Source organism: Streptomyces sp. NPDC092296, assembly GCF_044755465.1.
GTDB lineage: Bacteria > Actinomycetota > Actinomycetes > Streptomycetales > Streptomycetaceae > Peterkaempfera.
The window spans coordinates 38,086-62,085 of sequence record NZ_JBIVRB010000021.1; the positions used below are offsets into that span (position 1 = coordinate 38,086).

The 24,000-nt window shown below is 72.7% G+C and carries 20 protein-coding genes and 1 pseudogene; 9 read left to right on the top strand and 12 right to left on the bottom strand.

All coding sequences use genetic code 11. From position 1 onward, the window contains the following. The first annotated feature begins 70 nt into the window (after positions 1-70). The 4 genes from ACIQGZ_RS28015 to ACIQGZ_RS28030 all read left to right on the top strand — a co-directional run bounded on the left by ACIQGZ_RS28015 (position 71) and on the right by ACIQGZ_RS28030 (position 4,334). Positions 71-2,197 carry a helix-turn-helix transcriptional regulator gene (locus ACIQGZ_RS28015; RefSeq protein WP_402607086.1) on the top strand — a complete coding sequence of 709 codons (2,127 nt, stop codon included), beginning with the start codon at positions 71-73 and terminating at the stop codon, positions 2,195-2,197. Further along, entirely contained in the window at positions 2,194-3,171 is a 978-nt protein-coding gene (locus tag ACIQGZ_RS28020; protein WP_402607089.1) for a hypothetical protein, read from the top strand. The genes ACIQGZ_RS28015 and ACIQGZ_RS28020 overlap by 4 nt, the downstream gene beginning before the upstream one ends. Further along, a complete protein-coding gene (locus ACIQGZ_RS28025; RefSeq protein WP_402607092.1) occupies positions 3,168-4,073 on the top strand; it encodes a DUF6339 family protein in 906 nt (301 codons plus the stop codon). Before ACIQGZ_RS28020 ends, ACIQGZ_RS28025 begins: the two co-directional genes overlap by 4 nt. A 72-nt stretch (positions 4,074-4,145) precedes the next feature. Next, a complete protein-coding gene (locus tag ACIQGZ_RS28030; protein WP_402607095.1) occupies positions 4,146-4,334 on the top strand; it encodes a hypothetical protein in 189 nt (62 codons plus the stop codon). 74 nt (positions 4,335-4,408) lie between these two features. Here the strand turns inward: ACIQGZ_RS28030 and ACIQGZ_RS28035 are convergent, their stop codons facing one another. The 3 genes and pseudogenes from ACIQGZ_RS28035 to ACIQGZ_RS28045 form a co-directional block, all read right to left on the bottom strand. Continuing rightward, the gene (locus ACIQGZ_RS28035) at positions 4,409-4,534 is read right to left on the bottom strand and encodes a hypothetical protein (protein ID WP_402607098.1); all 126 of its coding nucleotides are present in this window, start codon (positions 4,532-4,534) and stop codon (positions 4,409-4,411) included. Between the two features lie 442 nt (positions 4,535-4,976). After that, positions 4,977-5,456: pseudogene (locus tag ACIQGZ_RS28040) on the bottom strand (IS3 family transposase); the annotation flags it as partial. 2 nt (positions 5,457-5,458) lie between these two features. Then, the gene (locus tag ACIQGZ_RS28045; protein WP_402607101.1) at positions 5,459-5,758 is read right to left on the bottom strand and encodes a transposase; all 300 of its coding nucleotides are present in this window, start codon (positions 5,756-5,758) and stop codon (positions 5,459-5,461) included. Positions 5,759-5,761: 3 nt separating this feature from the next. Here ACIQGZ_RS28045 and ACIQGZ_RS28050 point away from each other — a divergent pair, with 3 nt between their 5' ends. Beyond that, positions 5,762-6,424 (top strand): FG-GAP repeat domain-containing protein, encoded by a 663-nt coding sequence (locus tag ACIQGZ_RS28050; protein ID WP_402607104.1) that lies wholly within the window; start codon positions 5,762-5,764, stop codon positions 6,422-6,424. 161 nt (positions 6,425-6,585) lie between these two features. Here ACIQGZ_RS28050 and ACIQGZ_RS28055 read toward each other — a convergent pair whose 3' ends face one another. After that, the gene (locus ACIQGZ_RS28055; RefSeq protein WP_402607107.1) at positions 6,586-6,966 is read right to left on the bottom strand and encodes a VOC family protein; all 381 of its coding nucleotides are present in this window, start codon (positions 6,964-6,966) and stop codon (positions 6,586-6,588) included. Positions 6,967-7,437: 471 nt separating this feature from the next. Here ACIQGZ_RS28055 and ACIQGZ_RS28060 point away from each other — a divergent pair, with 471 nt between their 5' ends. Both ACIQGZ_RS28060 and ACIQGZ_RS28065 read left to right on the top strand, forming a co-directional pair. Continuing rightward, positions 7,438-7,803: a DUF485 domain-containing protein gene (locus ACIQGZ_RS28060; protein ID WP_402607110.1), complete on the top strand. Its 366-nt coding sequence runs from the start codon at positions 7,438-7,440 to the stop codon at positions 7,801-7,803. After that, positions 7,800-9,419 carry a cation acetate symporter gene (locus ACIQGZ_RS28065; protein ID WP_402607113.1) on the top strand — a complete coding sequence of 540 codons (1,620 nt, stop codon included), beginning with the start codon at positions 7,800-7,802 and terminating at the stop codon, positions 9,417-9,419. Before ACIQGZ_RS28060 ends, ACIQGZ_RS28065 begins: the two co-directional genes overlap by 4 nt. Positions 9,420-9,526: 107 nt before the next feature. Here ACIQGZ_RS28065 and ACIQGZ_RS28070 read toward each other — a convergent pair whose 3' ends face one another. Together ACIQGZ_RS28070 and ACIQGZ_RS28075 are read right to left on the bottom strand one after the other, a co-directional pair. Beyond that, entirely contained in the window at positions 9,527-10,207 is a 681-nt protein-coding gene (locus ACIQGZ_RS28070) for an NADPH-dependent F420 reductase (RefSeq protein ID WP_402607116.1), read from the bottom strand. A gap of 31 nt (positions 10,208-10,238) precedes the next feature. Further along, the gene (locus tag ACIQGZ_RS28075) at positions 10,239-11,051 is read right to left on the bottom strand and encodes an inositol monophosphatase family protein (RefSeq protein WP_402607119.1); all 813 of its coding nucleotides are present in this window, start codon (positions 11,049-11,051) and stop codon (positions 10,239-10,241) included. Positions 11,052-11,176: 125 nt separating this feature from the next. On the opposite strand from ACIQGZ_RS28075, the gene ACIQGZ_RS28080 reads away from it, so the two are divergent. Beyond that, on the top strand, positions 11,177-12,094 hold the full coding sequence (locus tag ACIQGZ_RS28080) for a LysR family transcriptional regulator (RefSeq protein ID WP_402607122.1): 918 nt from the start codon (positions 11,177-11,179) through the stop codon (positions 12,092-12,094). Between the two features lie 59 nt (positions 12,095-12,153). Here ACIQGZ_RS28080 and ACIQGZ_RS28085 read toward each other — a convergent pair whose 3' ends face one another. Then, positions 12,154-13,482: a hypothetical protein gene (locus ACIQGZ_RS28085; protein WP_402607125.1), complete on the bottom strand. Its 1,329-nt coding sequence runs from the start codon at positions 13,480-13,482 to the stop codon at positions 12,154-12,156. A 607-nt stretch (positions 13,483-14,089) separates the two neighbouring features. Between ACIQGZ_RS28085 and ACIQGZ_RS28090 the strand changes: the two genes are divergently transcribed. Beyond that, positions 14,090-15,406 carry a PP2C family protein-serine/threonine phosphatase gene (locus ACIQGZ_RS28090; RefSeq protein WP_402607128.1) on the top strand — a complete coding sequence of 439 codons (1,317 nt, stop codon included), beginning with the start codon at positions 14,090-14,092 and terminating at the stop codon, positions 15,404-15,406. A 29-nt stretch (positions 15,407-15,435) separates the two neighbouring features. Here ACIQGZ_RS28090 and ACIQGZ_RS28095 read toward each other — a convergent pair whose 3' ends face one another. From ACIQGZ_RS28095 to ACIQGZ_RS28115, 5 genes are read right to left on the bottom strand one after another with little or no spacing between them, the layout of a single operon-like run. Beyond that, a complete protein-coding gene (locus ACIQGZ_RS28095; protein ID WP_402607131.1) occupies positions 15,436-16,341 on the bottom strand; it encodes an ECF transporter S component in 906 nt (301 codons plus the stop codon). Further along, complete coding sequence (locus tag ACIQGZ_RS28100; RefSeq protein ID WP_402607134.1) at positions 16,338-18,011, bottom strand: ABC transporter ATP-binding protein; 1,674 nt, start codon at positions 18,009-18,011, stop codon at positions 16,338-16,340. The genes ACIQGZ_RS28095 and ACIQGZ_RS28100 overlap by 4 nt, the downstream gene beginning before the upstream one ends. Further along, positions 18,008-19,228, bottom strand: a complete 1,221-nt coding sequence (locus ACIQGZ_RS28105; RefSeq protein ID WP_402607136.1) for a CbiQ family ECF transporter T component — start codon at positions 19,226-19,228, stop codon at positions 18,008-18,010. Before ACIQGZ_RS28105 ends, ACIQGZ_RS28100 begins: the two co-directional genes overlap by 4 nt. A gap of 3 nt (positions 19,229-19,231) precedes the next feature. Beyond that, complete coding sequence (locus tag ACIQGZ_RS28110) at positions 19,232-20,224, bottom strand: hypothetical protein (RefSeq protein WP_402607139.1); 993 nt, start codon at positions 20,222-20,224, stop codon at positions 19,232-19,234. Next, a complete protein-coding gene (locus ACIQGZ_RS28115; RefSeq protein ID WP_402607142.1) occupies positions 20,221-23,967 on the bottom strand; it encodes a prenyltransferase/squalene oxidase repeat-containing protein in 3,747 nt (1,248 codons plus the stop codon). The genes ACIQGZ_RS28110 and ACIQGZ_RS28115 overlap by 4 nt, the downstream gene beginning before the upstream one ends. Between the last annotated feature and the right edge of the window lie 33 nt (positions 23,968-24,000).

The window sequence follows — 24,000 nt, forward strand, 5'->3', positions numbered from 1 at the left end:
ATGCTTCTGACCAGTATGAACAACCGGCGACATACGGGGTCGACGGCACCGGCGGAGGGGAACGCCCACAGTGATCAACGAGAGTGAAGACTTCGGACCCTGGCTCGGGAGGCAGCTCCGACGCCGCGACATGACCCAGGCCGAGCTCGCGGCCGTGGTCGGCGTCACCCGAGCCGCAGTGTCCGCATGGATCACTGGTCGGGCGCAGCCACGGCCGGAGACGGTGCGCCTGATCGCGGATGCCTTCGGCACCGATCTGGCCACCGTGTACCAACGCACGAGCGACGCTGTCGCCGCACGGCCGGTGACTTGGTACCACCGCCCGGCGCACACCGATGGTGGACGGGAGTTCGGCAACGCGGCGGCGTTCGCCTTCGACGCGGACCTCGGTGTCCTCGCACGCGAGGCGACGCAGAATTCCCTTGACGAGCGGCGTGACCCGACGCGGCCGGTCCGCGTCCGGTACATCCTGCACGAGCTCACCGGTGAACATTTTCGCAGCTTCCTGGATGCCGTGCGGTGGGAATCGCTCAAGTCCCACTACGCCGCCGCCGCGACCACCGACCAGAAGGTCGGCCGGGCGCTCGCCGAGGGGCTGCGGGAGATGGAAGCCTCCGGCTCACTCCTGCTGCTCCGGGTCGACGACTACAACGCCAACGGTCTCACCGGACCCGAGTACGACGACGGCCGCTTCGCCGCCGTCGTCCGACGTCAACTCGACAGCCACAAGGGCGACAACCGCCGAGCCGGTGGCTCCTACGGCCTGGGCAAGGCGACCCTCTGGGCAACCAGCCGGCTCGGCCTCGTCCTCATCAACAGTACCCTCTCGGTCCCCCACGAGGGCCGCACGGCAAGGCGGTTGATCGGTCGCCTGGACCTGCCCTGGCGCGAGGTGGGCGGCGAGGCGTTCGCCGGACCGGCCTGGTTCGGCGAACCGGACAGCGACCGCGCCTTCGAGAACGTCTCCCGCTCCTGGTGGGGCGTCGAGCAGGAGACCACGAACCTCCATCTGGAACGTGAGGGTGAGGACCCGGGTACCTCCTTCCTGGTGGTCGGCGCCCACGACGCCGCCGCCGTCGCGGCCGGGGACGAGGGCCTCCAGGCCATGCACGACAAGCTCTGCGACTCCCTGGCGGAGAACTTCTGGGCCGCGATGACCGGAACGGACTCCGTGCCACCGCTGCTGGAGGCATCGGTCCGGACCCTGCGCAACGGGAGCGAGTTGATCCCGGAGACTCGTGTCAGCCCCGAGCAGCGCCGCCCCGCCCTGGCCCGTGCCCTGCGTGCCTACCTGGCCGGAGAGACCGTCACCGAGCTCACCAGCCGGACCGACGTGGTCGAGCGCGCCGTCACGCTCACCGTGCCGCCACTGCGCACCGACGGCAAGGGGGCCACGGCTGTCACCCACGACGCGGTGCTGCTGCTCACGCCGGCGGACAACAGCGACCGGACCCACAGTCAGGTCGTCTCCATGCGGGGCAATCGCATGCGGATCACCAGCCGCAGGCCGCGCGACCTGGGCCTCGGCGTCGAGCCCTACCAAGCAGTTCTGCTCGCCGGCTTCGCCACCGCCCGTGACGGGGAGGACGTCGTACGCGCCGAGGCCTTCCTTCGCGCGTCGGAGCCGCCCGAGCACAACCGCTGGGAGTGGACGGAGGAGCTGTCCGACACCTACGTGCGCGGAGCGAAGAGGCGCCTCGACGAGTTCCGCGTGGCGGCCGACAACGCCGTACGCGCGATCGTCGGCGTGCGGGCTGTCACGCCTGTAGCCGGAGCCGGCCCCGAGCTGCTGCGGAGCCTGCTGAAGCTCACCGCAGCAACTGGCGGTGTGCGGAAGCCCGCCCGTCGTGGCCGCGGCTACCCCACCGTCGACGACATCGACGGCGAGGTCGACACCACCGGGGCATGGTCGCTGCGCGTGCGCGTCGCCGTCCCGCAACAGGACGACCCCTGGCACCTCTCGCCGACCGCGTGCTTCGGCGCCGGCGGGTCGGGCTCCGGAAGCCCGGTCCGCTGGGCAGAACTGACCGCCACGGAGAACTGCTCCTTCGTCAAGGACGTCCTCGTCATCGCCCCGGGCGTCCGGTACGCGATGTTCAGCGGCGTCACCGACGTCGACAGCCACCCGGTGACCGCTGGCCGGACCAACGTCACCGTGAGCCTGCGCAAGGCCGTCGAAGGAGCTGCGCGTCCATGAGCCGGATCATCTACCCCTACGCCGTCCTGAGCGGGCGGGTCGAGGTCGAGATCACCCGCGTCCGGGTCGACAGCCGTCCACTCGACTACGCCAAGATCTCCCCCTCACTGCAGACCGTCGCCCTCGATGACGCCGGCCGCGACGACTGGCAGGAGGCGGTGTTCGACGTCCGGGCCGTACTGCCGGAGGAGGAGATCGCCTACGGCCCCTGGTCCGAACTCGTCTGCGTGGCCGTGCTGGAGGAGGCGACCACCAACACCAGGACCGTTCAACGCCTCACCAAGGATCGCGGCTCCGGCACCTGGCAGGGCTCCGTGCGACTGCGCCGATCCCGGCACCGTTCCCGGGCCACCCTCGGCGTGCAGGTCGTGGCGGCGGTCGAGGGAGTCCGGGGGCGCATGGTCGGGCGGAGCGAGACCGACTGGGTGATCGACCTCCAGGCCGAGATCCCCGTCCGGGACAAGGAGATCCGGATCGTTGAGGCCGACTTCCGCGACGGCCCGTACGCCTGGCTGCGCCCGCTCAAGGACGCACCCTGGTTCGTCGACACCTCCGGTGATATGCCGACCGTCTACCTGAACCAGGGCGTCGAGGGACTGACCGCTCTGCTGCGCGGCAGCAGCACCGTGGAGAAGGCGACGGCCGCTCTCGTCAACGCTCAGATCGTCAGCGACGTATGGGAGACGATGTTCCACGCGGCGGTGAGCGATGTCGAGTTCGACGAGGATGGCCGGCTGCGGATGCCCACCGGGTGGCGCGAGTCCGTCCTCGAAACGATGCTCTCCGACGTTCTCCCCGGACTGTCCCCCACGGACGCGATCGTCGAACTGCGGGCGCGACGTGAGGAGGGTTACGGCTGGACCGAGCTGCAGTCCCGCATCCAGTACGCCGCCGCGCTGCGCGCCCAGCTACCCAAGCAGCTCGCCACGACGCTGCGCCTCACCGCCCGCTCGTCCCAGGGAGAAGACCGGTGAAGTTCGAGCACGCCACCGAGGATCGACTCGCCCTGCTGCCGGTGGGAGTGGCCACCCGTCACCTCAACCAGGCCGTTCTGTCCGGAGCCGAACCGCCCGCGCAGGTCGCTCTGCTGCGCGCCGCGACCGTGATCGCCGACCCGTCGGCGCGGTGGAACACCGCACCGGTCCGGGAGCTGCTGGACCAGGCCATGGCCCGCTTCGCGAGCGACCGCACCGACGCCGACGCCTGGCTCGCGCCGCGCCTGCACGCGACCCTGCGACTGACCAGGAGTGAGGCTGCAGACAAGGACCTGTGGGCATACCTCGCCATGGTCGTCGCCCCGGACTACGTCCTGTGGCGGCACCTCCCGGCAGGGGGCGAGGACGCGCGACGGACTCCCGTCGTCCAGGCCTCCCGATTCGTGGGAGGCAGCTCCGTCCAGGCGTTCGCCCGGCTCTGGTGGGCCGCCGAGATGTGCCGCGACGGCGCCGACTACCGTCCTGTCGAGGCGGCCTGCGGCAACCAGGACTTCCTCAACACCGCCCTGCGCCTCGGCGTCATGGACCACCGCCCCACCGCGCTGGCCGTGCTCGGGGTCATGGAAAACCTGGCCGCGGCCGGCGCTCCCCGATTGGGCGACCAGTTGAACGCGCTGTGCAAGGCCATCGGCATCGCCAGCAGCACCCTGATGTACGAGATCATCGGGCCCGACGAACTCCCGGACGACGCGGAGCTGCTGGCCTGGATCGGCGAGGCCGACTCCGCTCCCCCCGTCGCCTGGGACCGTCTCCCCGACGGCCCCGGCGACGGCACCGCCCCCACCGCGTCCGTCGACACCCTTACCTGCCTCTTTGAGGACATCAACGCGCACCTGGGCCGGCTCCGCGACCGAGGCCGCACGTCCGTGCCGCTCGGGTGACACCGAACCGTCCTCGCCGCCGGGCGCGCACCGCAGCGCCCGGCAGTGCCCCATATTTCCGAAGGACCCAGAGTGATCCACACCCCCGACGAACTGGTCAGCGACAAGGACGGGCACGTCACGCTCCCCCTCAGCCTTCTGGCCGAGGCAGGAATCAACCCGGTGATCACGTGCTGGCCTACAGAGACGGCGACGGACGGGCTGGTGCTGCGTCGCCACGCGGACGCCATGAGCAACCTGCTGGAGCGTGGGACTCCCTGATGCCTTTGGCCGGATCCGCGTGATCCGTATGGGGTGCGGCATCTGTCGGCGGCGCGCTCGTCCTCTCCGAGGAGTCAGAAGATCGTGAGAGCGTCCTCGCCAGCCTCGTCGAAGGCGAGCTGGTAGCGGCTGTCGTCCTCCTGGCGGCCGTGCACAGCGGGCTTCAGGTCGTACGGATGAGTGGTGTACGAACGGTGCACCAGGATCGTGAAGTTTCCCTGGGATCTTGGACACTCGTTCGTTATGCCGCGAGGGTGTGTTGATGCCGCTCCTGGTCTCGGACGGTGTGAGGTAGCCGAAGACCTTGTGCTTGCGCAGGCGGCGGCGGTTGTAGAAGGTCTCGATGAAGGTGAAGACCTCGGCGCGGGCGGTGGCCCGGTCGGGCCAGGTCCGGGTTCCGGTCTCTTCCTTGAGCAGGGCCAGAAACTCTCCGCCGCGGCGTTGTCGAAACACGATCCGGTGCGTCCGCGGCTCTGTCGCATCCCCAACTCCCTTGTTCGGTCCCGGAATCGCGCCGATGTGTACTCGCTGCCGCGATCGCTGTGGATCACGCATCCGGGCTCCGGACCGCCTCGGCCGTAGGCCACCCGCGAGGTCGTCGACGACGAGCTCGGCGCGATGGTGATCGGCCATGGCATAGCCGACGACCCCGCGGGTGACCGGGTCCAGCCAGCGGGCAAGGTAGAGCCAGCCCTCGGCCGTCGGCAGGTAGGTGATGCCGCCGACCAGCTTCATCCCGGGACGCGCGGCGTGGAAGTCGCGGCCGACCAGGTCCGGGGCCGGCTTCGCCTTCTTGTCGGGCCGGGTCAGCGAGCGGTGCTCGCGGCAGGTGACGCCGCGGATGTCGCGCTCGCGCATGGCGCGGGCGACGCGCTTGCGGTTCACCCGCCGCCCCGGACGCCGCAGCTCGGCGTGGATGCGCGGGACGCCGTAGGTCCGACGGGAGGCGATGTGGAGCACGGTGATCTCGTGGGCGAGCGCGTCGTCGGCCACCTGGCGTTCTCGGCGGGCGGCCTCGCCCTCGCGCCAGGCGTAATAGGAAGAGCGGGCCACGTGCAGCACCCGGCGCAGCAGCACGATCGGGTAGTTCGCCTTCTCCGCGTGGATCAACCGGTACAACATGGTCACCGGTCGCTCTCCTTCACGAAGAAGGCCGTCGCTCTTTTCAGGATCTCGATCGTCTGCTGCTGTTCGCGGTTCTCTCTGCGCAGCCGGCGTAGCTCCTCACGCTCCGCGCTGGTCAGCCCGCCCGGGGCGCCCTCGCTCCGGTCGGCCTTGGCCCGGCGGTACCAGCCGCGCGGGGACTCGGAGCTGATGCCGAGCTCCCGGGCGACGGCGGTGACCGTCTTCCCCGACGAGTCGACGAGCGCGATCGCGTCCCGCTTGAACTCCTCGGTGTACCGCTTCGTGTACTTGCTTCCCACCTGGTGCTACTTCCTCTGGAACCTCAGGTCCCAGTCTCCAGGTGTCCACGATCAAGGGGAAGGTTCAGCTACGCCTTTGGCGGGATCACGGACACGAACCGGGACGGCTACCCGGACCTCGTCGCCCGCGATCCCTCCGGGAACCTGTGGTTCTATCCCGGAGACGCCAAGCACGGCCTGGCCACGCCTCGCAAGCTGGTTGGTACCGGCTGGGGTGGCCTGACCTTCATCGGTCTGCGTGACTGGGACGGTGACGGCAACCCCGACATCATCGTCAAGGACACCAACGGCGTCATCTGGAACTACCCCGGCAACCCGGACGGCACCCACGGCAGCCGCATCCAGGTCAGCACCGGCTGGGCGAACATGTCCTTCGGCGGTCTCGCCGACTGGAACAAGGACGGCTACATGGACGTGATCGCGCGCGACTCGCTGGGAAACCTCTATCTCTACCCGAGCGACACCAGACACGGCCTGAGCTACACCACCCGCTCCACCATCGGCACCGGCTGGGGGGACATGACCTTCGCCGGCCTGCCTGACTGGGACGGTGACGGCAATCCCGACATCGTCGCCCGCGATCAAGCAGGCACCCTCTGGCGGTACACGGGCACTGACGTGTCCGTCGGAACCAGCAGCCGCAGGCAGATCAGCACCGACTGGTAGTTACGACTCAGCTGCCTTGAGGTGACCGTGATCCGGCCCGGTCCTGCGTTGGGCGGTCCCGGGGTGAGCCCCGGGTCTTCATGGCCCCCACCGGTCAGGCCCGTTCGCCGAGCCGTCGGTCGCGGCGACCTGGCGCCGCGCTGTGGCATGGCGTCGGGGCCTCAGAGGTAGGTGCTGACCTCGATCAGGTTCTGGTCGGGGTCCCGGAAGTACAGGCTGAGGATCGGGCCGGTCGCGCCGGTGCGCCGGACCGGCCCCTCCTCGATGGGGACGCCGTGCGCGGCGAGTTCGTCGGCCACCTGCTCCAGGGGGTCGGTGGTGATCAGGCAGAAGTCCGCGCTGCCCGGGGTCGGCCGCAGGGCCTTCGGCTCGAATTCATGGCCTGCCTGATGCAGGTTGACCTTGCTCCGGCCGAAGGCGAGCGCGGTACGGCCTCCCCCGAACGTCACCGGCTCCATACCGAGCACACGGCTGTAGAAGTCCACCGTGGCGTCGATGTCAGCGACGGTGAGGACCAGGTGATCCAGGCGATCGATGCGCATATGCCGGATTCTAGGACGGTGGGGGTGCGCTGCGAGGGGAGGCGGGCCGACCTCACCCGGCGGACGACCACCGTCAGGCCGACCACCAGGCCGATCACCGGGCCGGATCTCCGCCGACCAGCTGAGTGACCGTCAGCCGAATGGCCCAAGGGCAGCGCGCGGACCAGGGCAGCTGGAGAAACGTTGCCGGAGCGCCGGGGGCGAGCGGGGGGAGTTGCGGCGCACGGCTCCGACCTCGGCTTTCACCGCTCGGGGGCGGCCGGCGACCGGGCAGGCCGACTCCAGTTCTGTCGGTGCTCTGTCATTTCAGGGTTTATGGCTGCACCATGTGGCGGATGTACAAAGGAGCGCCCCGGAGTGGCGCAGGTCACTTCATGGTGACGGTAGGCCATGCCGCCGCTCCGCAGGGCCTGCTCATGCACGGTCAGTACCCTCCGCAGCCCCCCCTGCGCCGACGTCAGGAGAGACCGAGTGGAAACCACACCGAAGCCGGACGTGCCACCGTCCGCCGCCCCGGACCTCCAGGAGTTCCAACGCATCGAGGAGGGTGAGGAGTTCCGCGGTCTGCGTCGCACCTTCCGAGGTTTCGCCTTCCCCCTCACGTTGGCCTTCATTGCCTGGTACCTGCTCTATGTACTGCTCTCCAACTACGCCGCCGGCTTCATGGGTGCCACCGTGGTCGGCCATATCAACGTCGCCCTGGTGATGGGTCTGTTGCAGTTCGCCACGACCTTCGCCATCGCCTGGTGGTACTCCCGCCACGCGGCCCGCCGGCTCGACCCGCCGGCCACCGCCATCCGCCAGCGGTTCGCCGCCTCCCAGGAGGTCGCCGAATGAGTGCCTCGGCCCTGCTCGCCACGGGTGTCAGCGACCACCGCGGCCTGACCATCACCCTCTTCACCGTCTTCGTACTGATCACGCTGGGCATCACCATCTGGGCCGGCCGGCAGACCAAGGACGCCACCGACTTCTACGCGGGCGGCCGCTCCTTCACCGGCTTCCAGAACGGCCTTGCCATCTCCGGCGACTACATGTCGGCGGCGTCCTTCCTCGGCATCGCCGGCGCGATCGCCCTCTTCGGCTATGACGGTTTCCTCTACTCCATCGGCTTCCTGGTCGCCTGGCTGGTCGCCCTGCTGCTGGTCGCCGAACCGCTGCGCAACTCCGGCCGCTACACCATGGCCGATGTGCTCGCCTTCCGGATGCGCCAGCGCCCGGTGCGGACCGCGGCGGGCATCTCCACCATCGTGGTGTCGATCTTCTACCTGCTCGCCCAGATGGTCGGGGCCGGCTCCCTGGTCGCCCTGCTGCTCGGCGTCACCGGTGACGCCGCCAAGCAGTGGACCATCGTCGGGGTCGGCGCGCTGATGGTGCTCTATGTCGCCATCGGCGGCATGAAGGGCACCACCTGGGTGCAGATCGTCAAGGCGGTACTGCTGATCGCCGGCACCCTGCTGATCACCATCCTGGTGCTGGCCAAGTACCACTTCAACCCGTCGTCGCTGCTGGGCGCGGCCTCCGAGGCCAGCGGCAAGGGCTCCGCCTTCCTGGAACCAGGGCTCAAGTACGGCCTCACCGGGACGACCAAGCTCGACTTCATCAGCCTGGCCGTCGCCCTGCTCCTCGGTACCGCAGGACTGCCGCACATCCTGGTCCGCTTCTACACCGTCCCGACCGCGCATGCCGCTCGCAAGTCCGTCATCTGGGCGATCGGCATCATCGGTGTCTTCTATCTGATGACGCTCGCCCTGGGCTTCGGCGCCGCCGCCCTGGTCGGCCCCGACGCCATCAAGGCGTCCAACGCGGCCGGCAACACGGCAGCCCCGCTGCTCGCCCAGGAGGTCGGCGGCGGAGCCGGCTCCACCGGCGGCGCCATCCTGCTCGCGGTGATCTCCGCAGTGGCCTTCGCCACCATCCTGGCCGTGGTGGCCGGTCTCACCCTGGCCTCCTCCGCCTCCTTCGCCCATGATCTGTGGGCCAATGTCATCCGGAGCGGCAAGGCCGGGGAGAAGGAGGAGGTCGGCACGGCCAAGATCGCCGCCGTGGTGATCGGTGCCGTCGCCATCCTGCTCTCCATCTTCGCCGACAAGCTCAACGCGGCCGCCCTGGTCGCCCTGGCGTTCGCCGTGGCGGCCTCCGCCAACCTCCCCACCCTGCTCTACAGCCTCTTCTGGAAGCGGTTCACCACCGCCGGGGCCGTCTGCTCCACCTACGGCGGCCTCACCGTCTCGGTGCTGCTGGTGGTCTTCTCCCCGGTGGTCTCCGGCAAGCCGACCTCGCTGATCACCGGCTCGGACTTCGCCTGGTTCCCGCTGGAGAACCCCGGCCTGGTCTCCATCCCGATCGGCTTCCTGCTCGGCTGGCTCGGCACCCTGCTCTCCAAGGAGACCGCCGATCCCGCCAAGTACGCAGAGCTGGAGGTGCGTTCGCTGACCGGGCTCGGCGCCCACTGACAGTCGGAGTACCCCCCGGTGGACGGCCGCCTCCTCGGTCCGGCCCGGCGATCCAGCTGGGCAGGACCGGGGAGGCGGCCGCGCTGCGTGGTCCGGCCGGAGGGCCGTCAGCGGGCCAAGGACACCGCGAACGGGTGGAAGCCACGGCGCCGCAGCACATGCGGGACCAGCAGGATCAGCGCTTCGGTGGCGCGGGCGGTGCTGATGTCACCGAGGTCCTCGATCCACTCCGGCCGCCAGCCCAGGTCCGCGAGCAGGCCGGCGACGACCTTCTTGGCGTCGTCGTCGTTGCCGGACAGGAATGCGGTCGGTGGGGTGGACAGGGATTCGGGGGCGGTCATCACCGTGAAGAGCATGGTGTTCAGGGTCTTGACCACCCGGGTGGCCGGCAGGGCGTGCTGAAGCTGCTCGGCCAGGCTGCTGCCGGGGTGGACCAGGTCTCCGGGGAGTCCGTCCGGGGCGTCATGGGTCGCGTTGGAGACATCGACGAGGATCTTGCCCGCGAGTTCGGCACGGAACTCCGTCAGGCGCTCCAGGGCCGTATCACCCGGCGTCGCGTTGATCACGATGTCGGCGGTTCGGGCGGTGCTGCGCTGGTCGGCGAACCGGATCGACGGGTCGGTACCGGCCGCGCGGGCTGCGGCCTCCTCGATGCCGCCGCGTCGGTGGCCCAGGGTGACGTCATGCCCGGCGGAGGCGAGTCTGCGGGCCAGGTTGCCGCCGACCCGGCCGGTGCCGAGGATGCCGATGCTGGTCGTGCCGGTGCCGGTCGTGCCGCTGGTGGTCATGTGGTGTGCTCCTTGGACGTACGTGGGCTGGTCAGGCGAGGGGTGACAGGACCTTGACGGCGGCGGCGTGGATGCCCGGGGCCGCAGCCACGAAGTCCCGGGCGGCCAGGCTCCAGGGCCGGCCGCCGATGTCGGTGACGGTGCCGCCGGCTTCGGTGACGAGCAGGGCGCCGGCCACCAGGCCGGAACGGACGTCGGAGAACTGCCAGAAGGCGTCCATCCGCCCGGCGGCGACCTGGATCAGTTGCAGGGTGGCCGGGACGGAGACGCGGACGACGAGCCCGTTGACCAGCATCGCGGTGACCGAGTCACCGATCTTGCGCAAGGTGTGCACGTCCTCGCCTGGCCTGGCCTGGCCGGTGCCGATCAGGGCCGCGCCCAGGTCGGTCTTGGCCGACACCCGCAACGGCGTGCCGTTGAGCTCGGCTCCGAGGCCGGTGCGGGCGGTGTACGTGTCGCCGGTCAGCGGCAGGTGGACGACGGTCAGGGCGGGCCGGTTGTCACGCACCAGCGTGGCGGTCACCGCCCAGTCGGCCATGCCGTGGACGTGGTTGATGTTCCCCTCGGCCGGATCGACCACCCACCACTCGCCGTCCGGCAGTGCGCCGCCGGCCAACTCGTCCTCGGCCCACCGGGACCCCGGCCGGGCCGCGAGCAGGGGCGCCTTCAGCACCTCCAGTACGGCGGCGTCGTTGGCGTGGATCTCGTTGACGATCTCGTCGAGGCCGACCCCGCGGGCGTGCGGGGTGTAGCGGTCGCGCAGCGTGGCCCCGGCGGTCCGTACGGCGGCGGTCACCGTGGCCAGGAGGGTGTTGTCGAGATCGGATGAGGTGCCAAGAGACATGACTGCTCCCTGGGTGAGATCAGATCGAGGCGGCGGATTCGGCTCGCTTCATCGCCTGCTCCTCGACGGTAGGCAGGCTGCGGATTAACAACAAGTGCATGCTTGTAACCCTTAGGATTACCGCCATGCACTTGGACTTGAATCTGCTCACCGCCCTGGACGCCCTGCTGGAAGAGGGCAGCGTGGCCGGAGCGGCAGCCCGCCTGCATGTCACCGCCCCCGCGATGAGCCGGTCCCTGGGCCGCATCCGCAAGGCCACCGGAGACCAGATCCTGGTGCGCAGCGGCCACACGATGGTCCCCACCGCCTATGCCAGGGCCGTCCGGGCGCAGGTCCACGACCTCGTACAGCAGGCCCACGAGGTGCTGGCCCCGGAGCGCGAGGTCGACCTGCGCACGCTGGACCGGGTGTTCACCGTGCGCTGGCACGACGCGCTCGCCGCCGCCTGCGGACCCGCCCTGGTCGCCGCGGCCCACCGGGAGGCCCCGGGCGTACGGCTCCGCCTGGTCGCCGAGTCGGGTTCCGACACACCCGAGCTGCGCCGTGGCGAGGTGGACCTGGAGTCCAGCTCCGCCGAGCCCACGGCGCCGGACCTCCGCCACCTGCTGATCGGGGCGGACCGCCTGGTCCTCGCGGTCCGCCCCGGCCATCCGCTCTCCTGCGGGCCGCTGACCGCCGACCGCTACGCGGCGGCCGAGCACGTCACCGTCTCCCGCCGTGGACGGCTGCGCGACCCGGTCGACGACGCGCTCGGCGCCCTCGGGCTGGAGCGGAGCGTCATTGCCGCCGCCCCTGCCACGGCCACCGCTCTCCACCTGGCGCTCGACACCGACCTGGTGGTGTCGGTCCCCGAGGCGGTCACCCGTGGCGCCCGGCGGGAGCTGGGCCTGCTGACGCTCCCCCTGCCGGTGGACATGCCGCCGATCCCGCTCCACCTGGTCTGGCACCGACGGTACGACAACGACCGCGCCCACGGCTGGCTGCGGGACCTGGCCCAGGCGGCCACCCGGGCCGTGTTCGCGCCGCCGGCCGCACCCGGGTAGCCCGTACCGCACCGCCTCACGGGCGGCTCACACAGGTACGGGACGGCAGGGGTCGGGTGCTAGGCCAGGTCGTGCTGTATGTACCGGTGCAGTCCCCTGGCCAGGTCCTGCGGTGCCTCCTCGGCGAAGCAGCGCCGGGCCGTCTTCACCGCGATCCGGGCGTCGTGGCTGCTGTGCACGATGTCGATGGCGAGGTCATGGGCGAGGGCGAACGGGACCGTCAGCACCCTGCGCGGCGAGTACGTCCGGGGCAGCGCGGGGAGGCCGTCCGGCGAGCCGCCCATGATGATGTTCGTCGACACGGTCTGCTCGGAGCGGTTGGGGGTCCGGAAGTTCGGTGCGCGGCGGACCCGGTCCCAGTCGTACAGGCCGTTGCGGTAGGCGCTGGACAGTTCGGTGTGGAAGCTCCGGTGCCGCTCCGCGAAGTCACCCGCGCCCTGCTCCCGCAGCACCCAGATCTCGGAGGCCAGGCAGGTGACCGAGTCGCGCAGCGCGGGCAGGAAGCGGTTGGAGCAGGACGTCTTGAGCAGCACCTGCCGCAGCCCGAACTCCTGGCCCGTGTAGGCGCAGACCAGGGAGTTCAGCAGGGACGGGACGGTGATCCCGGTGCGGGTGGCCGCCTGCGCCAGGGCAGCGAAGAGTTCCTTGCCGAGGTCGAACGCGCAGCTGTCCTCGATCTCGATCTCGCCGGGGTGCGGTGCCGGGGAGGGTGACCAGGGGGTGGTGAAGCGCGTACCGTGCAGCTCCAGCCACTTGGCGGTGTTGTGCCTCCCGCGCGGCTGGTCCTCGTACTGCTTCACCTGCCTCGGTTGGACGCCGGTCGGGGTGTGCGGGAGCTGGTCCGGCGCGTTGACGACGGTGTCGTCCCGGGCCGCCCGGATGATCGCGCTCCGCAGGGCCGCCATGGCCGTGCCGTCGAAGAAGGAGTGGTGGGCGAGGTAGCAGAGCACGGTGCCGCCGGGGCCGTCCCCGACCACGAAGAACGTCGACTGGACGAACGCGTCCAACCGCTTCTCCACCACCGCCTTCACGTCGGCCTCGGTCAGGGCGCCGAGGTACCGGAAGCTGTGCTCGAAGAAGTGGTCGATGCCGAAGACCTGCTGCCGGAGGCCGCCCTGTGCGTCCACCAGCACTCTGCTGCGTAATGCCTCGTAGCTGCGGCACATATGGGTGAGCAGGTTGCGCACCTGGCGCTCGGAGAGGTGGACGTCCAACTCCACGATGTCGAAGCTGGAGACCCAGGTGTTCTCCGGGAAGGCCAACTGGTCCTCCAGGAGGGCGATCTGACTGGAGGCCAGCGGGTATCGGCCCGTCTCGGGCGCGATGTCCTCGCGTTCCTCGGCGGCGGCCGGCACCGCTCCACCCGTGGACGGGTTCTGGTGGGTCATCTCAGCTGCTGCCTCCGGCTCGGGCGGGCCGTGCCCGCGCTGATCTGTGTCGGTCGACCGGGCCCCCGGGCGGCGGGGCGGTGCTTCAGCGGAACAGCCGCTCAAGGACAGCGACGCCGTCCTCGTCGCTGCCGGTGCCACCTCCTCGGCGGCCGCCTTCCGTTCTGGTGCGCCGGCCTCGGCAACGCCGTAGCCGGCTCAGGCTAGCAATCGGGGTGTCGCTTCGCATGCCCTCGAACGCGAGGATTTCCGAACCGCTCGGGCCCCGGGCGGCGGGCGACGAAGGCAACGAGAAATGGGCGCGGAAATGAGCGCGGATGCCCGCGCCGGGGAAATGGCGCATTCCGTCCGCGACGGGCAGGGGTGGGCCATTGCGGTGGCACCGGTGCTGCGGCGGGTGCAGCATGGAGGTGGCGATGAGGCTCGTCGTTGCCCGCATCCATCGGTGCTGATGGCCGCTACCGACTCCGCAGCGCATCCGGGAGGCCGCCATGGGTGAACGGCGCCGCGCCCCGCTTCCGTCCGGAGCACCGACTCCGGGACGCCGTACGGAATGGGGTCTGATCATTCATGCCTCCTCCCCGCACACGGCATGCGGGAGGACCCGATGAGTCGCAGGGAAGCGGCGTCCCGCGCCGCCGATACCGGGGAGCGGGCCCCCGCGCGGCTGCGGCTGCTGGCGGACATCAGCATCGCGCTGGCCAGCAGCCTGGACGCGGAGGAGGCCCTGCGGCGGCTGTCGCACCGGCTGGTCCCGCAGTTCGCGGAGGCATGCGTGGTGGACCTGGTCGACGGCGACCGGGTACGCCGGATCGAGGTGACCCACCGCGACCCGGACCGGGCGCTGCGGGGGCTGACGGCGGGCGTCCTCCCCGGGCCGGACGACTCCGCCGCGCCGCTGGCCAGGGTGCTGCGCGGCGCGGGCCCGCTGACCCTCACCGACCCCGTACGGCCCGCCGAGCCCGGCTCGCTGGAGGCCGTGCAGCAGGACCTCTACCGCACCCTGGAGGCCGGGCCGGTGCTGCTCGCGCCCATGCGGGCCCGCCGTGAGGTGCTGGGCGCGCTCACCCTGATCCGGCCGCCCGGCGGGGAGCCCTTCGGCCGCGAGGACCGGATGCTGGCCACCGACCTGGGCCACCGGGCCGGGCTGGCCCTGGAGAACGCGCAGTTGTACGCGTTCCAGCAGAACACCGCCGAGCAGCTTCAGCGCTCCCTGCTGCCCGACCTGTCCGGCCTGGACTGGCTGCCGCTGGCCGCCCGCTACGTACCGGCCCGCGAGCGCGCCGAGGTCGGCGGCGACTGGTACGACGCCTTCCCGCTGCCCGACGGCACCACGGTGCTGGCGATCGGCGACGTGATGGGGCACGACCTGGCCGCCGCCGTCCGGATGGGACAGCTGCGCAACATGCTGCGCGCCCTGGCGTACGACAGCGGGGGCTCCCCGGCGGAGGTGATGCGCCGGCTGGACCGGGTCATGCAGGGCATGACCACCATCGAACTGGTCACCGGAGTGATCACCCGGCTCCGCAGACCCGAGGCCGGCCCCTGGACGCTGACCTGGACCAACGCCGGGCATCCGCCGCCGCTGCTCACCCTGGGCGACGGCACCACCCGGCTGCTGGAAGGCGGCCACGCGCCGATCCTCGGACTCGACCCGCAGCCGCCCCGCACCGACGCGACCCTCCCCCTGCCACCCGGCGCGACCGTGCTGCTCTACACCGACGGGCTGATCGAACGCCCCGGCGAGGACATCGGCCACGGCCTCACCCGGCTGCGCCAGCACGCGGCGACCCTGGCCACCGCCCCGCTGCCGGTCTTCTGCGACGAACTGCTCACCCGGCTGGCCACCGGCTACCACGACGACGTCGCCGTACTCGCCTTCCGGGTGCCCGAGGCACCCGGGCCCCCGGCCGCAGCGGATTGAGCCCGGCCCGACCTCCCCACGAGGGCCCGTCACTCATGCCGGGGTGCGGGCCCGGTGGGTGGGTCCGGGTCGGGCGCCGGGGCCCGGTCCGGGGAGGCCGGCGGGCGGGGCTGGAAGCGGACCGGGGCGCTGAAGCGGGCGCGGCGGGCGGCGCGGCGGAAGGTGGTGAGGGCGGCGGGGCCGGCGATGAGGACGCAGACGAAGTTGGTCACGGCGCGGCCGGTGTCCCAGCCGAGCGAGGTGGTGGCGTCGAAGACGAGGTAGCGGTGCCACTGCTCGGTGAACGGCAGGCCGGGCAGGTAGGCGATGGAGCTACCCGGGTCCAGGGAGAAGGGCCAGAAGGACAGGTTGAGCAGGAAGCCGAAGAGGTAGCCGGAGGCGGAGCCGTACAAGGCGAGCAGCACGATCTCGGCCTTCCCCCGGGCGCGCGGCAGCAGCCCGGCGAGCATGCCGACGAAGGCGCAGCCGAACATCTGGTACGGCATCCACGGGCCGACGCCGCCGGTGAGCAGCGCCGAGGCGAAGAGCGAGGTGCAGCCGAGGGTGAAGCCGAAGCCGGGGCCGAAGACCCGGCCGGCCAGCACCAGGACGAAGAAGACCGTCTCCACTCCGGCGGTGCCGGCGCCCATCGGGCGCAGGGCGGCGTTGACGGCGGACAGCACGCCGAGGATGGCCAGGGCCTTGGCGTCGATGCCGCCGTCGGCGATCTGGGCGAAGACCACGGCGAGTACGAGCAGCAGCAGCACCCCGAAGATCAGCGGGGGCGCGTACGAGGCGCCGACGTTGCCCGGGGCGACGGCGAACGGCCAGAAGAAGGCGACCAGTCCGACGAAGGCGGCCAGCACCACGGTGACGACGGCCATGGCGTGCACCCGGACGGCGGTGGTCCGGGCGGTGGCGGGGCGCGGCCGGGCGGCGGCCGGTGGGCTGCTCATCGGTCGTCTCCGTTCGCGGTGAGGGCGGCGCCGACCTGGACCGGGGTGAGGTACGGCAGGGGCGCGAGGATCTTGGCGGTCTGCGGCGCGAAGGCGGGTGAGGCCACGATGACGTCGGCGGTGGGGCCGTCGGCGACGATCTCGCCCTCGGCCATGACGACGACGCGGTCGGCGCTCGCGGCGACGAACTCCACGTCATGGGTGGCGACCACGACGCTGCGCCCGGCGGCGGCCAGCTCGTCCACGATCCGGGTGAGTGCCTGCTTGGCCTGGTAGTCCAGGCCCCGGGTCGGTTCGTCCAGCAGCACCACGGTGGGCGCGGCGGTGAGCTGGATCGCCAGGACCAGGGCGAGTTTCTGGCCCTCGGACAGGTCGCGGGGGTGCAGTTCGTCGGGGATGCCGGGGGCGAGCCGGTCGAGGATGGCTCGGGCGGCGGGTTCGGCGGTGCGGCCGGTCTCCCGGTCGGCCTGGGCGAGTTCGGCGCGGACGGTCTCCAGGTAGAGCAGGTCGGTGGGTGCCTGGGGTACCAGGCCCACGGGTCGGCGTACCGCCCGTGGGACCGGGCGGCGCCGGGCGAACAGCCCGTGCCCGGTGGCGGGCTCGGCCTCCGGCGCCGGTGCGGACCCGGCCACCGTCACCCGGCCGGCCTGCCGGGGTCCGGCCCCGTGCAGCGCCCAGAGCAGGGACGACTTGCCGGAGCCGTTGCGGCCCATCAGCGCGGTGACCTGCCCGGCTCGCAGATCGAGGTCGACCTCGCGGACCGCGACCACGTCGCCGTGGCGGACCACGACGCCCCGCGCGGTCAGCAGCACGGGCGGGCCGGCGGGCACGGCCGGGCGCGGCGGCGGTACGGGCAGCGGGGTGAGCCGGGCGCGCAGCGGGGCGGCGGCGCGGCGGGCGTCGCGTACGGAGAGCGGCAGCGGGTCCCAGCCCGCCAGCCGGCCCAGGTCCACCACGGGCGGGGCGACCGTGGCGGCGCGGAAGACGGTGGCGGGCGGGCCGTCGGTGACGGTGCCGTCGCCGGTCAGGTGGATGACGCGGTCGGCGTACTGCACCACGCGTTCCAGCCGGTGTTCGGCGAGCAGGACGGTGACGCCGAGGTCGTGGACGAGCCGGGTGACGGCGGCCAGCACCTCTTCGGCGGCGGTCGGGTCGAGGGCCGAGGTGGGTTCGTCGAGGACCAGCACCCGGGGGTGCGCGGTGAGGACGGAGCCGATGGCGACGCGCTGCTGCTGGCCGCCGGACAGTTCGCTCAGCGCGCGGTGCCGCAGGTCGGCCAGGCCGAGCAGGTCGAGGGTCTCCTCGACGCGTTTGCGCATCACGTCGGCCGGTATGGCCAACTGCTCCATGGCGTAGGCGAGTTCCTCCTCGACGGTGTCGGTGACGAAGCCGGCCGGCGGGTCCTGGCCGACCACGCCGACGACGTCCGCGAGTTCGCGCGGCGGGTGGTGGGCGGTGTCGCGGCCGTCGACGGTCACCCGGCCGGCGAGGGTGCCGCCGGTGAAGTGCGGTACCAGGCCGTTGACGGTGCCGAGCAGGGTGGACTTGCCCGCGCCGGTCCGGCCGACGACCAGGCACAGTTCGCCCTCCTCGATCCGGAGGTCGACCTCCCGCAGCACGGGTTCGGCCGCGCCGTCGTACACCACGCTGACCTGGTCGAAGCGGATCACAGCTGGGCCTCGGGGGTGTCGGTGCCCGTGGCCGCCGGGCGGCGGGCCGCGCTCGGGGTACGGGCGGGCGGTGGCGCGGCGATGCCCGCGCCGCCGGCGAGCAGCACGGCGGCGGCGGGCAGCAGCGGCAGGGACGGCCAGTGCAGCGGGTAGAGCGTCGGGTTGAGGTCGTTGGCGTCGTAGCCCACGGTCAGGAAGAGCACGGTCGCGGCGGCGCAGCCGCAGACGGCGACGATCCACTCCGGCGCCCGCCAGGGGTCGGGCCGGTAGCTGGTGCGGCGTACCCGGCGGCCGCCCAGGGCCAGCCCGGCGCAGCAGAGCAGCGAGCCGGCGAGGAGGGCGGGCAGGCCCAGGGCGCGCGGGGCGGTGCCGCCCAGCAGCCCGTACACGCCGGTGCACAGGCCCAGCATGCCCAGCAGCATCAGGGCGCCGGTGATCCGGCGGGAGGTGCGGGTGGCGTTGCCGGCCCGGCCGTAGCCACGGGAGTCCATGGCGGCCGCCAGGTGGAGGGAGCGTTCCAGGGCGTCCTCCAGCACCGGGATGATGATGCTGCGCAGGGCCCGCAGGCCCTTGGCCGGGTCGGCTCGCAGGCGGCGGGCGCGGTTGACCCGCTGGGCGCTCTCCACGAGCTGGGGCGCCACGCTGAGGGAGACGGTGACGGCGACGCCGAGTTCGTACAGCGCCCCGGGCAGGACGCGCAGGGCGCGTTTGGGGTTGGCCAGGGTGTTGGCGGCGCCGATGCAGCACAGCAGGCAGGCCAGCCGCAGGCCGTCGATCGCGGAGGAGAGGGTGGCCTCCAGGGAGACCGGGCCGCCGAGTTGGATGCCCGCGTACCAGGACGGCGTGGGGATGTGCGGCAGGTGGAAGAGGATGTGGTCGCCGGGGGTGATGCCGGTGGCGAAGACGCAGCGGAAGACCACCCGGAGGGCGATGACGACCAGGGCCATGCCCAGGTAGTAGCGGAAGCCTCGGGCCCAGGGGGCGTCGGTGCGGCGTTCGGTGACGACCCAGCCGAGGACGGCCAGCACCAGGGCGAGCAGCAGCGGGTTGGTGGTGCGGCTGACGGCGGTGGCCAGCCCGATGCCCCAGATCCACCACGCCACCGGGTGCAGCGTGCGCGGCAGCCGCCGACCGGAGCGGGGGCGGTCGGCCGGGGCGCCGCCCGCGCGCGGGGGGCCGGGCGCGGGCGAGCGCGGGGGGTGGGCCGGTGTGGACACCGGCTACTCCGACCGGCGGCGCCGGCGGACCCGGAGCGCGGTGGCGCCCGCGATGGCCGCGACGACGGCTGCGGTCAGCGTGATCGGCAGGACGGAGCCCGACGACTGGTGGGGTGCGGCGGTGGGGGCGGCGTCCAGTACGGACACCGTGGGTGACGGGTCGCCGGGGGGCGCCGCGCCCGTGGTGCTGGACGGCGGCGTGCTGGACGGCGGTGGTGTGGTGCCGGGCGGGCCGGTGGGCGTCGCGGTGGGCGGCTTGGCGGTGGGGGCCGTGGCGGTCGGCTCGGCGGAGGCGGTGGGCGTTTCGGAGGCGGTGGGCGTTTCGGAGGCGGTGGGGGGACGGCTGGTGATCGGCGGCTTGGCCGGGGGTGCGGCCGGCCGGGTCGTCGTCGGTGGCGGCGCGGGCGGCTCGGCGGCGCTGCCGGGTGCGGTGTTGTGCGCCCGTACGGTGTCCGGGGAGAAGGTCGGACGGCCCTCGGTGCCCGCGATATTGGTGGCCCCGAAGATCCACAGGTCGACGCTGCCCGGCTTGGGGTGGTAGCTCATCGCGCCGAGCTGGCTGTAGGACCAGCTGTTCCGGCCGGGGTCGGCGTGCCAGTACGACCAGTACGCGGTCGCGGGCGGGGTGAGCACGCACGACTCGTCCTTGGACGTCGGGTACTGCCTGCCGCCCTGGTAGCCGGCGAAGCCGATCCGGCAGATGAAGGCCGGGCCGTCGTGCTGGGTGCCGGTGGTCTGCCAGCCGCCCTGGTTGAGCAGGGTGTAGCCGGTGGTCGGCGTCGTACCGCAGGAGCGCAGCAGCGGGCCGCCCCAGTGGCTGAAGTCCACCGCGAGCACCACTCCGGAGCCGGTGGTGCACTCGGTCATCGGCAGCGGGTTCGCCGCTGCGGGTACGGCGCCGCCGAGCAGGCCGCCGAGGACGACGGCGAGCAGCGCGGCCCAGCCGCCCCGCCGCCGGGTGCGGCGGCGGGGCGCGGTGCGGGCGGGGGCCGTCATCGGTGCCTCCGGGGCGTGGCCGCCCGGCGGCGTACCGCCGTCAGCGTGCCGCCGGCCAGCAGCAGCAGGCACGCCGCGCCTGCCAGTGCCGACACCGCCGTACCGGTCGCGGCCAGCGAGCCGCCGCCGGACCCCGGACCCGACCCGCCGGAGCCCGCATCCCCCGGGCCCGACGTGCCGTCGCCCGTGGTGCCGCCCGTGGCGCCGCCGGTGCTGGCGGGCGGATTGCCGCCCGGCGTGATCCGGCCGAGGGCGTGGCTGAGCGTGGTCAGCGGGGTGCCCGCCAGGGCCGGTACCGCCTGGGTGGTCGCCCGGACATCGGACTCTCCGGCGGCCGTACCGATCCGGAAGCCGCCGTCGGCGCCCTGCACGCTCCGCAGGAACTCCTGCCCGGCCCTGGCCGGTTCGGAGCGCGGCTTGTCGGTGGCCAGCAGCGCCTGGACGGCCAGGGCGGTGGAGTTGCTGCTGACGCCCGCCGCGCCCGGGTAGCCGCCGCCCTTGCGCTGCTCCTTGACCAGGTAGGAGCGGGCCGCCTTGGTGGCGGTGGCGTGGCCGGGCACCAGGGTGAGCGCCTGGAGGGCGTACCCGGTGGTGTCCACGTCCGAGGTGCAGTCGGCGCCTGCGGCGATCAGCGCGGAGGAGAAGCCGCCGTCGGCGCACTGGAGCCGGAGCAGCCGGTCGACGGCCGCCTTGGGCGGGGCCACGTCGGCGCGGGCCAGCGCCAGCACGCCGAGGGCCTGCGAGACGGTGGAGTACGCCTGGTCGAAGTCGCCGGGGGCGGTGCAGGCGCCGTCGTCGGTGGCGGCGGTGCAGAGGTGGCCGGTCAGGGTGGTGAGCAGGTCGAAGCCGCCGAAGTCACGCGGGTTCTGGCCCATCACCTCGGCGAGCAGGGCGAGTTTCGCCGTGGCGCCGCTGTACGGGCCGGGGTACGCGGAGGTTCCGGCCGGGTCGGCGTAGTCCGCGACATGGCCCGCCAGGTACCCGACGACCTTGGTCAGGGTCGGGTCCTGGCCGCCGGTGGCGGCCAGGGCGAGGGCCAGGTCAGCGGTCAGGCCGTCGTCGGGGCCGTAGGCGTTGGACAGGTGGTCGTCGCCGGCGAGCTGCTTGACGAGGTACGCCGCACCGTCCGCCGCCGCCCGCTGGTCGCGCAGGTCCCGCAGCAGCGTGCCGAAGGAGGTGCCGACCGCGCCGCCGATCGCCTGGGTGGAGGCGCGCACGTCGGAGGCGGTCTGGTCGCTGTCGGAGGCGACCCGGAAGCCGCCGTCGGGGTTCTGCTGGGCGGCGAGGAAGGTCCGGGCCCGAGCGATCCGGTCGGTGTACGTGCCCGGTTGCAGGGTGAGCCCCTGGACGGCGAGGGCGGCGGAGTTGACGGAGTCACCGGCCGCGCCGTGGAAGCCGCCGTCCGCGAGCTGCTGCCCGGCCAGCCAGGCGGCGCCCTTGGCCACCGCCTGGGCGGCGGCCTTTCCGGGCACCAGGTCCAGCGCCATGATCGCCATCGCGGTGCTGTCCACGTCGTGGTCGCCGCCCGAGGGGATCAGGCTCGGCCAGGAACCGTCGCCCCGCTGGAGGCTCTCCAGGTACGCGATCGGCCCGGCGGCCCGGTCGTCCGCACCGGCCCGAAGCTGGGCGATGACGCCGAGGGACTGCGAGAAGACGGACAGGGCGTAGGCGTAGTTGCCCTTGGCCGCGCAGCCGGCGGCCGGGTCGGCCTTGGCGCAGACCGTGCTGCCGAGGGCGGCGATCAGGTCATGGCCGCCGAAGGCCCGGGGGTCGTTGCCGGTGACCTCCGCCGCCAGTGCCTCCTTGGCGAGCGAGCCGCCCTGGGCGTACGGGGTGCCGATCAGCGTCCAGGCGTCGATGTCGCGCCCGGTGCCGTCCTTGCCGTGCTGGAGGAAGTCGGTGATGCCGCTCAGGGTGGGGTCGGCGCCGCCGGTGGCCGCGAGGGCGAGGACGCCGTCGATGGTCAGCCCGAAGTCGGCGAAGCCGGTGCGGTCGCCGCCCACGCCGGATTCGTAGTAGTGGCCGTCCACCAGGTTGCCCCGGTCGATGAGGTAGGCGACGCCCTTGGTCAGGTCGGGGGTGGCCCCGGCGGGCGTGCTCGGCGTGCTGGGCGGGGTCGTGGCGGGGGTGGTGGGCGGGGTCGTGGCGGGCGTGGTGGGCGTGGTGGGCGGCGGGGTGGTCACCGGGCTGGTGGGCGGGGTGGTGGGCGGCTGCGTGCCGTACGTGAGGCTGCCCGGGTCGGTGCCGGTGACGGCGAGTACGGCTGTGGTCGAGGCGTACAGGTCCGCCTCGGCGCCCTCGGAGCCGTCCCCCGCGAAGCCGCCGCTGCCGGTCTGCCGGGCGGCCACCCAGTCGCGGGCGGCGGCGGCCTCGGCGGACCGGCCGAGGACGGCCAGCGCCTGCGCGGCTTCGGAGGTGGAGCCGGTGTCGCCGGTCGGCGCGCCCTCGTACGGCAGGTAGCCGCCGTCGGCGGACTGCCGGCCGATCAGGTACGCCGTCGCCTTGGCCGGCGCCTCGCCGGTGCCGGGGAGCTTCGCCAGCGCGAGGACGGCTTCGGCGGTCGCGGACGGGTCGGAGTCGCACCGCTCGCCCGTGGAGAGCATCGAGCCGGAGAAGCCGCCGTCGGCGCACTGCATGCCGGTGAGCCGGTCGACGGCCGAGGCCGGCGGGGTGACGCCGCCCCGGGCCAGGGCGAGCAGGGCGCGGGCCTGGGTGCCGGGTGAGAAGGCGCCGTAGAAGTCGCCGGCGGCGGTGCAGTTGCCGAGGCTGCCGACCGACTCGCACACATGGTCGGTGAGGTCCGCGAGCAGGTCGCGACCGGCGACCGAGGTCGGGTCGCCGCCCAGCACCTCGGTGAGCAGGGCCAGGTTCGCGGCGGCGGCCGGGCTGGGCACGGTCACGGTGGGGTCGGGGAAGAGGTAGTCGGTGATGTGCTCGGTCAGGAAGCCGTCGATCGCGCGGACGGTGCTGTCCGGGCCGCCGGCTGCGGCGAGCGCGAGGCCGACCCCGGCGGTGGCCGCGTAGTCCGTGCCGAAGCCGTCGAAGACGTGGTCACCGTCGGTGAGCTGCTCGGTGAGCCACCGGGCGGCGGCGTCCACGTCCGCCGTACCGCCGCCGGGGGTCACCGGCGGGGTGGTCGGCGGCGTGGTGGGTGGCGTGGTGGGCGGGGTGGTCGCGGTGCCCTGGGCGCGGACGGAGTCGGGAGTGAAGGACGGGCCGCCGGTCGTACCGCCGAGGTCGGTCGGGCCGAACACCCAGGCCTCGACCTCGCCGTCCTTCGGGTGGTCGCTCAGCGCGCCCAGCGGGGAGTACGTCCAGCTCTGCTGCCCGGCCGGGGCGATCCAGAACGACCAGTAGGCGTTGGCGGGCGGCGTCAGTACGCAGGGCTCATCGGCCGGGGTCGGGTACTGGGCGCCGCCGTCGAAGGCGTCGCTGCCGATCCGGCAGATGAAGCCGGGGCCGTCGTGCACGGTGCCGGTGGTGGTGAACCCGGCGTTGTGCAGCAGGTTCATCCCGGTGGTGGGGTGCGCGTCGCAGCCCCGGGCCACCGGGCCGCCCCAGTGGCCGAAGTCCACGGCGACGATCGCGCCGCTGGTGGGTGTGCAGCCACCGATCGGGTCGGCGTGCGCGGTACCGGCGGCCGACAGCAGACCGGTGGTCAGGGTGCCGACGACAAGCGCGGCGGCGCTGAACAGGGCGATGGCGCGCGGCTGCCTGCGGCCGCGTCTGACGGGTCGAAGCACGGTGCCCCTCGGTCCGGCCGGCGGGGAGGGCAG

What these genes read in the sequence shown, in the direction of transcription:
- ACIQGZ_RS28090 (WP_402607128.1), top strand. Translation starts at nt 14,090, where the DNA reads ATGAGTCGCAGGGAAGCGGCGTCCCGCGCCGCCGATACCGGGGAGCGG.
- ACIQGZ_RS28020 (WP_402607089.1), top strand. Translation starts at nt 2,194, where the DNA reads ATGAGCCGGATCATCTACCCCTACGCCGTCCTGAGCGGGCGGGTCGAG.
- ACIQGZ_RS28055 (WP_402607107.1), bottom strand. Translation starts at nt 6,966, where the DNA reads ATGCGCATCGATCGCCTGGATCACCTGGTCCTCACCGTCGCTGACATC.
- ACIQGZ_RS28075 (WP_402607119.1), bottom strand. Translation starts at nt 11,051, where the DNA reads ATGTCTCTTGGCACCTCATCCGATCTCGACAACACCCTCCTGGCCACG.
- ACIQGZ_RS28065 (WP_402607113.1), top strand. Translation starts at nt 7,800, where the DNA reads ATGAGTGCCTCGGCCCTGCTCGCCACGGGTGTCAGCGACCACCGCGGC.
- ACIQGZ_RS28085 (WP_402607125.1), bottom strand. Translation starts at nt 13,482, where the DNA reads ATGACCCACCAGAACCCGTCCACGGGTGGAGCGGTGCCGGCCGCCGCC.
- ACIQGZ_RS28080 (WP_402607122.1), top strand. Translation starts at nt 11,177, where the DNA reads ATGCACTTGGACTTGAATCTGCTCACCGCCCTGGACGCCCTGCTGGAA.
- ACIQGZ_RS28110 (WP_402607139.1), bottom strand. Translation starts at nt 20,224, where the DNA reads ATGACGGCCCCCGCCCGCACCGCGCCCCGCCGCCGCACCCGGCGGCGG.
- ACIQGZ_RS28070 (WP_402607116.1), bottom strand. Translation starts at nt 10,207, where the DNA reads ATGACCACCAGCGGCACGACCGGCACCGGCACGACCAGCATCGGCATC.
- ACIQGZ_RS28095 (WP_402607131.1), bottom strand. Translation starts at nt 16,341, where the DNA reads ATGAGCAGCCCACCGGCCGCCGCCCGGCCGCGCCCCGCCACCGCCCGG.